This is a genomic window from Pseudarthrobacter oxydans, assembly GCF_034258515.1.
Classification (GTDB): Bacteria; Actinomycetota; Actinomycetes; order Actinomycetales; family Micrococcaceae; genus Arthrobacter.
In genome coordinates, this window is sequence record NZ_CP139438.1 from 2,138,933 (window position 1) to 2,151,161 (window position 12,229).

General features: G+C 66.2%; 10 protein-coding genes. 7 read left to right on the plus strand and 3 right to left on the minus strand.

Annotation, left to right across the window (positions count from 1 at the left end):
* The first annotated feature begins 2 nt into the window (after window positions 1-2).
* The 6 genes from SMD14_RS09675 to SMD14_RS09700 all read left to right on the plus strand — a co-directional run bounded on the left by SMD14_RS09675 (window position 3) and on the right by SMD14_RS09700 (window position 6,913).
* Window positions 3-227, plus strand: a complete 225-nt coding sequence (locus SMD14_RS09675) for a hypothetical protein (RefSeq protein ID WP_321216167.1) — start codon at window positions 3-5, stop codon at window positions 225-227.
* A 22-nt stretch (window positions 228-249) separates the two neighbouring features.
* Window positions 250-648 carry a hypothetical protein gene (locus SMD14_RS09680; RefSeq protein ID WP_321216168.1) on the plus strand — a complete coding sequence of 133 codons (399 nt, stop codon included), beginning with the start codon at window positions 250-252 and terminating at the stop codon, window positions 646-648.
* Window positions 649-793: 145 nt separating this feature from the next.
* Window positions 794-2,008, plus strand: a complete 1,215-nt coding sequence (coaE, locus tag SMD14_RS09685) for a dephospho-CoA kinase (RefSeq protein ID WP_321216169.1) — start codon at window positions 794-796, stop codon at window positions 2,006-2,008.
* 81 nt (window positions 2,009-2,089) lie between these two features.
* The gene (gene uvrB, locus SMD14_RS09690) at window positions 2,090-4,186 is read left to right on the plus strand and encodes an excinuclease ABC subunit UvrB (RefSeq protein ID WP_157242378.1); all 2,097 of its coding nucleotides are present in this window, start codon (window positions 2,090-2,092) and stop codon (window positions 4,184-4,186) included.
* A 203-nt stretch (window positions 4,187-4,389) separates the two neighbouring features.
* Window positions 4,390-5,418, plus strand: a complete 1,029-nt coding sequence (locus SMD14_RS09695; RefSeq protein WP_321216170.1) for a TerC family protein — start codon at window positions 4,390-4,392, stop codon at window positions 5,416-5,418.
* A gap of 106 nt (window positions 5,419-5,524) precedes the next feature.
* Complete coding sequence (locus tag SMD14_RS09700; protein ID WP_321216250.1) at window positions 5,525-6,913, plus strand: MFS transporter; 1,389 nt, start codon at window positions 5,525-5,527, stop codon at window positions 6,911-6,913.
* On the opposite strand, the gene SMD14_RS09705 is transcribed toward SMD14_RS09700, so the two are convergent.
* Genes SMD14_RS09705 through SMD14_RS09715 form a run of 3 tightly spaced genes read right to left on the minus strand, consistent with a single transcriptional unit; the run spans window position 6,899 to window position 11,327 of the window.
* Entirely contained in the window at window positions 6,899-8,233 is a 1,335-nt protein-coding gene (locus SMD14_RS09705) for an alpha/beta fold hydrolase (protein ID WP_321216171.1), read from the minus strand. The two genes, SMD14_RS09700 and SMD14_RS09705, sit on opposite strands and share 15 nt — an antisense overlap.
* 7 nt (window positions 8,234-8,240) lie before the next feature.
* The gene (locus SMD14_RS09710) at window positions 8,241-8,741 is read right to left on the minus strand and encodes a GNAT family N-acetyltransferase (protein WP_321216172.1); all 501 of its coding nucleotides are present in this window, start codon (window positions 8,739-8,741) and stop codon (window positions 8,241-8,243) included.
* 42 nt (window positions 8,742-8,783) lie between these two features.
* Window positions 8,784-11,327: a DUF3516 domain-containing protein gene (locus tag SMD14_RS09715; RefSeq protein ID WP_321216173.1), complete on the minus strand. Its 2,544-nt coding sequence runs from the start codon at window positions 11,325-11,327 to the stop codon at window positions 8,784-8,786.
* Between the two features lie 96 nt (window positions 11,328-11,423).
* Between SMD14_RS09715 and SMD14_RS09720 the strand changes: the two genes are divergently transcribed.
* Window positions 11,424-12,203, plus strand: coding sequence for a trans-aconitate 2-methyltransferase (locus tag SMD14_RS09720; protein ID WP_321216251.1), 780 nt, complete (start codon window positions 11,424-11,426; stop codon window positions 12,201-12,203).
* Window positions 12,204-12,229 lie beyond the last annotated feature (26 nt).

Consider the following 12,229-nt stretch of genomic DNA (forward strand, 5'->3'; position numbering starts at 1 on the left):
CCATGAAGCGGGTAGAAGCCTCAAGCCGCAGCACGCATCAAACAGGTCTTTTCCGGATTGAATCGCCGGAAATCCTTCCGCAGCCTGGCCGGCGCGGCACGCCAGGTTCCGCCTACGGCAACAACTGGGTTGAAGAGATTTGGCCGGACTGCCTGGTGGACCGCACCAGGTCCAACCCGGCAGCCCTGGAGGACCTCCGGGCGCCAAGGGCTGGTTCGCCTTACTGAACTCTTCGCCGAATCCGGCGCAATGCCTGAACCGAAGACGGTCAGGAAAAAACCCTGTCATCCATCCGGGGTGGCACCGCAAGAAAGGAGCAGTACATTGTTCACATCCAAAGGAAATCACCGGATTCCTGCCCACATGGCCGGACCTGCGTCAGTGGATGGCAAGCGGTCTGATGGAACCAAAAAGAGGAAGCTGTTCCTTTCCATCGCAACTGTTGCCGCAGCCGGTTTCTCAGGAGTGATTGCCGCGCCCGCGACTGCATCTTCGACGACGGCGGATGGCGCGACGGACCTGCAGGCACACTCGATAGCCGCGCCTTACGGTGAAGAGGAAATCCGCACCCTGCAGCAGCTCGGCGACTTTCTTGGCGCCAGCTCCCGCATCACGGCTAACCAATACGCCCTGGGCCATATGTACTAGAACTGTTAGGGCATGACCCCCGGGCGCCGGGGCGGTTGTCCGGATGAATTCCGGCCGGGTCCGGTCCATGGCACGACAGGAGACGCGCCGTGGACCTGGACCGGACCTGAACCTGGACCCGGACCGGGGGGATTAGGGTGGGGGAGTGCTCAAGATCGGGTTGACGGGCGGCATCGCCTCAGGAAAATCAGTGGTTGCCTTGCGCCTGAAGGAACGCGGCGCGGTGCTGGTGGATGCTGATGCATTGGCGCGGGAAGTGGTGGAGCCGGGCTCCGAGGGCCTGGACAGCGTTGTGGCTGAGTTTGGCCGGGATGTCCTTGGCCCGGATGGCCGCCTTGACCGGCCCAGGCTCGGGGACCTGGTCTTTGGAGATCCGGCACGGCTCGCGGTGCTGAATGGAATCGTCCACCCCTTGGTCCGTTCGCGTGCGGCCGCCATCGTGGAAGCTGCAGCAGGAGATGCCGTCGTGGTGCAGGACATTCCCCTGCTGGTGGAAACCGGACAGGGGAGCGACTTCCACCTTGTGGTGGTGGTCGACGCGCCGGACGACGTGCGGCTCCAGCGAATGCTGGAGCACCGCGGGATGACGCGCGAAGCTGCACTGTCGCGGATGGCTGCGCAGGCAACGCGGGAGGAACGGCTGGCCGCTGCCGACGTCGTCCTGGACAACTCCGGCAGCGTGCAGCACCTGCTGGACCAGGTGGACCGGCTCTGGGAAGACCGTCTGGTGCCCTTCGTCCGCAACCTCGCCGCGGGCAGGCGTGCGCCGAGGAACTGCGGTCCTGTCCTGGAGCCGTTTCGGGAGGAATGGGCCAAGGAGGCGGCCAGGATCTCCGCGAGGCTGAAGACCGCGGCCCCCGGGCTCATCCTGGCGGTGGACCACATTGGCTCCACGTCCGTCCCCGGGCTCGCTGCCAAGAACGTCATAGACCTGCAGGTTGCGGTTTCCGGCCTGGACGCTGCAGACACTGCTGCACCCCTGCTGGCGGCAGCCGGGTTCCCCTTGGTGCCCGGTGCCGGGTCCGATACGCCCAAGCCGTCGGCGCCGGATCCCGGGCAGTGGCAGAAACGGTTCCATGCCAACGCGGACCCCGGGCGTCCGGTCAACATCCACGTCCGTGTTGCCGGCTCGCCCGGATGGCGCTATGCCTTGATGTTCCGGGACTGGCTGCGTGCCGACCCGTCCGCACGCACGCTGTATGCACGGCATAAGGCAGGCCTTGCGGGACGTTTCGCCGGGTCGGCGGGCACCAGGGCGTACGCAGAGGCCAAGGAACCGTGGTTCACGGACGTTGCCTGGCCCCTCATGTCCGCCTGGGCCGAGGAGACCGGCTGGGCGCCGCCGTCGTACGCGTCCTGAAGGCATCCGCGGACCGGCGGAGCTGTTCGCCCGTAACGGACGGGCCGCAATACTGTCGGTGCCCGGTTGTAGATTAGATCCATGAGCCTTGCGCAGGATATCAACCGTGTTGTGGCGCCCTTTGAGGTCATCAGCGAATTCAAGCCCGCCGGCGACCAGCCCGCCGCCATTGCCGAACTGACGGAGCGCATCAGGAACGGCGAGAAGGACGTGGTGCTGCTCGGTGCCACGGGTACGGGCAAGAGCGCCACCACCGCCTGGCTTATCGAGCAGGTGCAGCGGCCCACCTTGGTGATGGTCCAGAACAAGACCCTTGCGGCGCAGCTGGCCAACGAATTCCGCGAGCTGCTGCCAAACAACGCGGTGGAGTACTTCGTTTCCTACTACGACTACTACCAGCCCGAGGCCTACGTCGCCCAGACGGACACCTTCATCGAGAAGGACTCCTCCATTAACGAGGAAGTTGAAAGGCTCCGCCACTCAGCCACCAACGCCCTGCTGACCCGCCGGGACGTGATCGTCGTCGCCACTGTCTCCTGCATCTACGGCCTGGGCACGCCCGAGGAATACATCGCAGGAATGGTCACGCTCCGCAAGGGGGCGGAGATGAACCGTGACGACCTCCTCCGCAAATTCGTGTCCATGCAGTACGCCCGCAACGACATGGATTTCCATCGGGGCACGTTCCGCGTCCGCGGGGACACGGTGGAGATCATCCCGATGTACGAGGAACTGGCTATCCGGATCGAGTTCTTCGGGGATGAGATCGAGAATATCCAGACACTCCACCCGCTGACCGGTGAGGTGATCCGCGACGAAGAGGAAATGTACGTCTTCCCCGCGTCGCACTACGTGGCTGGACCCGAACGGATGTCCCGGGCCATCAAGCGGATCGAGGATGAGCTCGCTGATCGGCTGAAGGTACTGGAAAGCCAGAACAAGCTGGTGGAAGCGCAGCGGCTCCGGATGCGGACCATGTACGACCTCGAGATGATGCAGCAGATGGGCTTCTGCAACGGCATCGAGAACTATTCGGCGCACATCGACGGCCGCGCCCCCGGAACGGCCCCCCACTGCCTCCTGGACTACTTCCCGGACGACTTCCTCCTGGTGGTGGACGAGTCCCACGTGACCATCCCGCAGATCGGCGCCATGTACGAAGGCGACATGTCGCGCAAGCGGAACCTGGTGGACTTCGGCTTCCGCCTGCCCTCGGCCATGGACAACAGGCCGCTGAAATGGGACGAGTTCCTGCAACGCGTTGGCCAGACCGTTTACCTGTCCGCCACGCCGGGCAAGTATGAACTGGGCAAGGCCGACGGTTTTGTGCAGCAGATCATCCGGCCCACGGGCCTCATCGATCCCGAGGTGGTGGTGAAGCCCACCAAGGGTCAGATCGACGACCTGCTGGGCGAGATCAAGACCCGCACGGACAAGAACGAGCGCATCCTGGTCACTACCCTGACCAAGCGGATGGCCGAGGACCTTACGGACTACCTCCTCGGGCATGGCATCAAGGTGGAGTACCTGCACTCCGACGTCGACACCCTGCGGCGCGTGGAGCTGCTGCGCGAACTCCGGATGGGCAAGTTCGACGTCCTGGTGGGCATCAACCTGCTCCGTGAGGGCCTGGACCTTCCTGAAGTGTCCCTTGTCAGCATCCTCGATGCGGACAAGGAGGGCTTCCTGCGGTCGTCCACGTCCCTGATCCAGACGATCGGCCGCGCTGCCCGCAACGTCTCCGGCCAGGTGCACATGTACGCCGACCGCATCACGGACTCCATGGCGCAGGCCATCGACGAGACAAACCGTCGCCGCGCCATCCAGGTTGCCTACAACACCGAACACGGCGTGGACCCGCAGCCGCTGCGGAAGAAGATCGCCGACATCACGGACCAACTGGCCAAGGAAGACGCCGATACCCAGGAGCTGCTTAAGAACAACCGGCTGGCCAAGGGAGGAAAGCGGAAGTCCGCCGCAAAGGGTGCCGCCCAGGTCCGCTCGGACGGCCTGGCAGCGGCCCCGGCCGAGGACCTGGTGGGCCTGATCGAACAGCTGACGGAGCAGATGCACGGCGCTGCTGCCGAGCTGCAGTTCGAAGTGGCCGCCAGGATCAGGGACGAGGTCAGCGAGCTGAAGAAGGAGCTCCGGCAGATGCAGGCTGCCGGGCACGCCTGACACAAACATCAACAGGGGACGGGCGGGCGGCCCGCCTGGGGTAGAGTTAACGTCACGTAGGGGAGTATCCCGAGCGCTACGATCGTCAACACGCAGGGCATGGTTGCCCCGCCGGGCGTAGCGGGCCGCCGTTTCAGCACCAAGTGCGCAGGCAGGCCGGAGAGACTTACACCGCATCTCTGTACCCTGCGAAAGGCTACCCTGTGCTCGAATTGCCCGTCTGGTTTGAGGTCGGCTCCTTTGTCGTCCTTGGCCTGATCCTCCTGACCGACCTTCTCCTGGTGGTCCGCCGCCCGCACGAACCCTCCATGAAGGAAGCCGGACTCTGGGTGGCCTTCTACGTCACCCTGGCCCTGGTGTTCGCCGGCGCCATGTTCGCTTTCACCGGCCCGGAATTCGGCGGCCAGTTCGTCGCCGGCTGGGTGACGGAATACAGCCTCAGCATCGACAACCTGTTTGTCTTCATCATCATCATGGCCAGGTTCTCCGTGCCCCGGAAGTACCAGCAGGAAGTGCTGATGGTGGGCATCATCATCGCCCTGATCCTGCGCGGCATCTTCATCCTGCTCGGCGCGATCGTGATCGAGCAGTTCAGCTGGGTGTTCTACATCTTCGGCGCGTTCCTGCTCTGGACCGCATGGAAGCAGGCCCAGGACGAGGGCGAAGACGAAGAAGACCGGGAGAACCCGCTGATCGCCAAGATCCGCAAGGTCATCCCCATGTCCGAGAAGTTCGACGGCGGCAAGCTGCGCACCACCGTGAACGGCAAGAAGGTCTTCACGCCCATGCTGATCGTGTTCATCACCATCGGCCTCACGGACCTGCTCTTCGCCGTCGACTCCATCCCGGCAATCTTCGGCCTCACCCAGAGCCCCTTCATCGTGTTCACGGCCAACCTGTTCGCCCTGATGGGCCTGCGCCAGCTGTACTTCCTGCTCGGCGGCCTCATGAACCGCCTGATCTACCTGAAGCACGCGCTGTCCTTCATCCTCGCGTTCATCGGCGTCAAGCTGGTCCTGCACGCCATGCACGTCAACGAGCTTCCGTTCATCAACGGCGGGCAGCACATTGAATGGGCCCCCGAAATCCCCACGTTCGTTTCCCTGGGCGTCATCGTTGGCACCATCGTCATCGCGGTGGTCGCGAGCCTGGTCAGCTCCAAGGCCAAGGAAGCGCACCTGGACCCCCGCCTCGAGGAGGACGTCCGGAGGAGCCACAGCGACGCCGAGTAGGCGTCCCTGGTCCTCCTGACCCGGACAATCCCGGCCGTATCCTGCGGCCGGGATTGTCGCTTTAAATCCCCTCTGCAGGAGGCGCATGGGGGACTATGCTCGGACCATGGCCCCCACCCTGATATCGGACCAACAGGTGCGCCTCGTGCAGCGGCGCACGGTGGTGCTGCTGAGCGCGGCCCAGATTTTTGGCGGAATCGGCACCGGTGCCACGGTTTCGATCGGGTCCATACTCGCCGTCGAACTGTCCGGATCGAGTGCCTGGGCCGGCGCCGTCGCCACGGTCATGACCCTCGGCGCAGCCCTGGCTGCCCTGCCGCTTGCCTCGCTGGCGGACCGCCGGGGACGCCGGATCGGCCAGGTGGCCGGGCTGTCCGCGGCCCTCGCAGGCACGGTCCTGATGGTGCTCGCGGTGGTGTCCGGCCTTTTCGTCCTGCTGGTGCTCGGCGCAGCCGGGATCGGTGTGGGTACCGCCGCCAGCCTGCAGGCCCGCTTCGCCGCCGTCGACCTTGCGGACCCGGAGCACCGCGGCAGGGCCCTGTCCGCCGTGGTGTGGGCCGTAACCGTTGGCGCCGTCGCCGGACCCAACCTCATCCAGCCCGGCACCGTGGTGGGACAGGCGCTGGGCCTTCCGCCGGTGGCAGGGCCTTTCGTGATTGCCGGCGCCGGGCTTCTCCTGGCGAACGTCCTGCTTTTTACCGGCCTGCGGCCGGATCCGCTGCTGCTGGCCAGGGAACTTGCGCCGCAGCAGGCGGGCACCGGCGCCCCCGGCACGGCACAACAAACGCCGGCAGCACCGGAGGGCAGCGGCGCGGGGGCAGGCAGCAACGGGCACGCAAAGCGCGACGGCGGCTCGCTGGTCCGCGGGCTCCGGGCCATCCGCGGCTCCCGGACCGCGCTCCTGGCAGTGGCCGCCGTCGTCGGGGCCCACGCGGTGATGGTGGGCGTGATGTCCATGACGCCACTCCACCTGCAGGAACTGGTCGAAGGGCCGGGCGCGAGCCACGCCGGCCACACGGCGTCCGGTGACGTCCTGGTGATCATCGGTTTCACCATTTCGCTGCACATCGCCGGGATGTTCGCTTTGTCGCCGGTGATGGGCTGGCTGACGGACAAGGCCGGCAGGGCGCAGACCATCATGATTGGCTTCACCCTGCTGATCACCGCCGTAGCTGTTGCCGGATTCGGCCAGGCATCCACGGGGGCGGTGGCGGCAGGCCTGGTTTTGCTGGGCCTGGGCTGGTCCGCGGCCACGGTGTCCGGTTCCACCCTGCTTGCCGAGAGCGTCGGCCGGGAGGCCCGTGTAGTGGTGCAGGGGGTTTCGGACATGCTCATGGGTGCAGCGGGGGCCGTGGGCGGGGCGGTGTCGGGGCTGGTCCTCAGCTGGATCGGCTACCTGGGCCTGAACCTGCTGGGCGGCGTGGTGGGCGCAGCCGTCCTGGCCGCGGCGTTCGTGACTGTGGTGGCCGGCCGGCGCGAGTCAGCGCCCGCCTGACCTGGCCATACCCAGCAGCCTGGCGAAGATCGCCTCCCCGTCGTCGGCGATGCCATCATGGTGAAAGTCGCCGGTCTCCCAGACCTGCAGCCCGCGCACCGCGGACGCTGTTTCCAGGGAGAGTTTCCGGTCCACATAGATGTCGTCCGAGTAGACGGCGGCCGCCGCCGGAACGGTATTGGCCCCCAGCCGGGCAACATCGTAGAGCGGCTTCCAGTCCGTTTTGGCTGCAAGCAGGTCCGCCACGTCCCGGAGGGGCTGAAGCGCGGGGTCCTGTTCGAAGTACCACGGATAAACCATCTCGCCCGTCAGCAGCAGCGGCTCGGCGTCCGGCCGGAACTCCGGGTAGTCCGCCAATACCCGCCAGGCGGACCAGCCGGTCGCCTGCCCCTGGCCGTAGATGGATTCATGCATCAGCGCGTAGAGGGGATTGGACCGGCGCGATACGATGCCCTGCACCTGGTCCAGGAAGGCATCCGAGAGCCGGGTGCCTTCCGCTGTTTCCGTGAAGGCGTCCTCCAGCAGGTGATGCAGGCTGTCCACGCGCGTATTGCCGCCGAGGAAGGAACCCACCATCTGGAAGCGCTCCACGGTGAGCGGGCCGCCGTCGGGAAGGAACTCCGGGGTGCTCCTAAGGTGGCGGGCAATCCGGTCAACCATGTCCCGGTCCTCCGGGTACCAGCCGAAGTACTCGGCGTTGCGGGCCGCAACGCGCTGGAACGTAGCCCGGTAGACGTCATCGGCCGGGCCGGTCAGCGGCGCAAGGCCGCCGGTCACCAGGACCTCCTTCAGGCCCTCCGGTGCAAAGGACAGGTACGTCAGTGCGCAGAAGCCGCCGTAGCTCTGGCCGTACACCGTCCACGGGCCCGCCCCCAGGGCATCCCGGATCAGCTCGGCGTCGGCCACGATGGAATCCGCACGGAAATGCTCCAGGTACGCGGCCTGGTCGGCGGCGGACCCCCGCAGCGGCAGGGTGTTCCGGTCCGCAGGCGTGGAGAGCCCCGTTCCGCGCTGGTCCAGCATGAGGATCCGGAAGTCCTTGGCAGCCGCTTTGCTCCAGCCGCCCAGCGAGCCAAACCTGTTGCCGCGCCCGCCGGGACCGCCCTGGAGGAACAGGAGCCACGGAAGACCCGCGGCCTGGTTCTCGCTGTGCGCGGCCGAAACGTACTCCCGGGCAAAGACGGTGATTGTTTCGCCCGAGGGGGAAGAATGGTCCAGCGGCACTGTGAAAAAGTGCTCCGTGGTCCGCATCCCGCGGAACTGGTGCTTCGCCCTTACCTCATGCCTTGCCCGGACCGCCGGGCCTGCCGGCGATGGCATCCCTGCACTAGCCATTGGCAGGGGCGGGGACGGCACTGCCGAACTGTTCGAGGGCCTGGCCGGTGAGCCGGAACGTGGACCAGCCGTCCATGGGCCTGGCGCCGAGGCGCCGGTAGAAGTTGATGGACGGCTCATTCCAGTCAAGGACGCTCCACTCCACCCTGGCGTAGCCGTTCTCCACGGCGATGGCGGCAAGGTGCTGGAGCAGGGCCTTTCCGTGTCCTTCGCCGCGGGCTTCCGGGCTCACGTAAAGGTCCTCCAGGTAGATGCCGTGCACGCCTTCCCAGGTGGAATAGTTCAGGAACCACAAAGCGAACCCCTGGACTTCGCCGGCCCCGTTCTCTGCCATGGCAGCGAACACGCGCGGGTTCTCTCCGAACAGCACCTGCTGCAGCATCCCGGGGGTGTTCCGGACGGCGTCAGGTTCCTTCTCGTAGTGCGCCAGTTCGTGGATCATCCGGAGGATTGCGGCTACGTCTTGCGGGGTTGCGGGGCGGATTACACTCATTGTTCGAGCTTACCGCCGGCACCCGGCAGGCGCTGGCAGCGTTTAGAGCCGGTTGACCTCAGTCACCCTGATCACCGCCGTTCCGGTTTCGTCCGAGGCAGCCAGGTCCACCTCGGCGGAAATCCCCCAGTCATGGTTGCCGGCGGGATCGTCGAAGATCTGCCGGACCTTCCACCGGTCCTTTTCCTCCGTGATGATGAGCAGGGCCGGTCCCCGGGCGTCCGGCCCGGTCCCGATGTCGTCGTGTTCGTCAAAGTAGTCGTCCAGGGCGTCTTCCCAGCGCTCGGCGCCCCAGCCGGCTGCGGCGTCGAGTTCCCCCAGCGCGGCCGCGTCCTCGTCGGCGAACAGCTCAACGCGGCGGAACAGTTCGTTGCGCACCATCACCCGGAAGGCCCGGATGTTGGACGTGAGCGACGGCGGGGGCGGCGGCGGCGCGTCGTGCGGTGTCGGGGCGGCGCCCGAGGCCAGTTCCTCCCATTCGTCCAGGAGGCTGGAGTCCACCTGGCGGACCAGCTCGCCGAGCCAGGCAACCAGGTCCTCCAAATCCTCGCGCAGCATGTCCTGGGGAACGGTCTGCCGCAGGGCCTTGAAGGCGTCCGCGAGGTAGCGCAGGACTATCCCCTCCGAACGGGCCAGCCCGTAGAACTGCACGAACTCGCCAAAGTTCATGGCACGCTCGTACATGTCCCGGACCACGGACTTGGGGGCAAGCTCGAAATCGCCCACCCAGGGCGCGGCCTTCCGGTACACCTCGAAGGCTTCCCCGAGAATCTCCGCCAAGGGCTGGGGGTAGGACACTTCCTCGAGCATGGCCATCCGCTGGTCGTACTCGATGCCGTCGGCCTTCATGGCGGCCACCGCCTCGCCGCGGGCCTTCTTTTGCTGGGCGGACAGGATCTGCCGCGGCTTCTCCAGGGTCGCCTCGATCACGGACACCACGTCCAGGGCGTACGACGGCGACTCCGGGTCCAGGAGTTCAAGTGCGGCCAGTGCGAAGGGGGACAGCGGTTGGTTGAGTGCGAAGTTCGGCTGGAGGTGGACAGTCAGCCGGACGGTCCGGCCGTCGGGTCCCTGCTCTTCCGCAGGGATCCGCTCCACCACCTCGGCCGCGAGCAGTTCGCGGTAGATGCCCAGTGCCTTTTTCATGAGCTGCAGCTGGGAGGACCGGGTCTCGTGGTTTTCCGTCAGGAGGCGTCGGGCCGCCGCAAACGGGTCCCCGGGCCGTTCCATCAGGTTCATCAACATTGCGTGCGTCACCGTGAAGCTTGACGTCAACGGGTCCGGCACCGATTCGACGAGCCGCTTGAACGTGGGCTCGCCCCAGCTGACGAACCCCTCCGGCGGCTTCTTCTTCACCACCTGGCGCAGCTTCTTCTGGTCGTCACCGAATTTGGCCACGGCCTTGGCCATTGCCTTGACGTTCTCCGTCACGTGTTCGGGTGCCTGGACCACCACGGTCCCGGCGGTGTCGTAACCTGCCCGCCCGGCCCGGCCCGCAATCTGGTGGAACTCACGGGAGTTAAGCAGCCGGGTGCGGACGCCGTCGTACTTGCTCAGTGCCGTGAGCAGGACAGTGCGGATGGGCACGTTGATTCCCACGCCCAGGGTGTCGGTGCCGCAGATGACCTTCAGCAGCCCCGCCTGGGCCAGCTGCTCCACCAGCCGCCTGTACTTCGGCAGCATGCCCGCATGGTGCACGCCAATGCCGTGGCGGACCAGCCGGTTCAGGGTCTTGCCGAAACCGGCGGCGAACCGGAAGTTGGCGATCAGCTCTGCGATCTTGTCCTTCTCCTCGCGGGTGCAGACGTTGATGCTCATCAGCGTCTGTGCGCGGTCAATTGCCTCGACCTGGCTGAAGTGCACCACGTAGACCGGCACCTGCCTGGTGGAGAGCAGCTCCTCCAGCGTCTCGTGCACGGGGGTCTCGTGGTAGTAGTAATGCAGCGGAATGGGCCGTTCCGCGGAGCTCACCGTGGTGGTGGCGCGGCCCGTCAACGTTGTCAGGCCTTCCTCGAACCGGCTGACGTCCCCCAGCGTGGCGGACATCAGGAGGAACTGGGCCTGGGGGAGTTCCAGCAGGGGAACCTGCCACGCCCAGCCGCGCTGCGGGTCCGAGTAGAAATGGAACTCGTCCATGATCACCGTGCCGAGTTCCGCGGCTGCGCCTTCACGGAGGGCGGTGTTGGCCAGGATCTCGGCCGTGCAGCAGATGATGGGCGCATCCTGGTTGACGCCGGAATCGCCCGTGATCATTCCCACGTTCTCGGCGCCGAAGATATCGCACAGGGCAAAGAACTTCTCGGAGACCAGCGCCTTGATCGGCGCGGTGTAGTAGCTCCGCTGGCCCTGGGCCATGGCCTGGAAGTGGGCGGCGATGGCCACGAGGGATTTTCCGGACCCGGTGGGGGTGGCCAGGATGACGTTGGACCCCGTGGCCAGCTCCATAATGGCTTCGTCCTGTGCGGGATACAGGGCCAGTCCGCGGCTTTCCGTCCACTCAACGAACCGCGTGTAGAGGTCGTCGGGATCCACACCCACAGTACGGACGGAGGCGGGCAGATGGGGCAGCTGGTCAACGAGTTTCATTGATTGCCAGCTTAGTGCCCTGCCGTGCCCGGGATTCCGCCCCGCCCGGGTTAAGCTTCGCGGTACAGAAGACGGCACCAGTATGCGGAGATGGATATGAAGTGGGACCCGGCGAAATATGCCCAGTTCGGAGACTACCGGGACCGGCCCTTTTTCGACCTGACCGGCAGGGTCCGGGCGGACCGGCCCGTCCAGGTGGTGGACCTTGGCTGCGGGCCCGGGAACCTGACCGCCACGCTCGCGGACCGCTGGCCCGGTTCCGACGTGGTTGGCCTTGACTCATCGGAAGAGATGCTCGCCAAAGCCGCCGGACGGGCGGAAAGGAACCCGTCCCTGCGCTTCGAACTGGCGGACATTTCGGAGTGGAAACCCTCCGGGCAGACCGACGTTGTGGTCAGCAATGCGGCCCTGCAGTGGGTGCCGGGCCACCAGGACATGATGCGGACCTGGCTGGATGCCCTCCGCCCCGGTGCCTGGTTCGCGCTCCAGGTCCCGGGGAACTTCAACGCCCCGTCCCATGCGTTGATGCGCGGGCTGGCGGGGTCACAGCGGTGGGTGCGGCAGCTCGGCGGGGTGCTGCAGGGCGGCGAGTCGGTGGGCGAGCCTGCGGACTACCTTCATCTCATGCTCGACGCCGGGTTCTCGGCTGACGCCTGGGAGACGACCTACCTGCAGGTGCTGGCCGGCACGGACGCCGTCCTGGAATGGGTCCGCGGCACAGCGCTCCGCCCCGTCCTTGCCGCCCTTTCCGCGGCGGAGGGGGCGGAATTCGAGGCGGAGTACGCAGCCGTGCTGCGGGAAGCGTATCCAGAAACGGGGCATGGCACCGTCTTTCCCTTTCGAAGGATCTTCGCCGTGGGGTGCAAGAGCCGGTGACGAACCGGGCCGCTGGACGCTCTTCA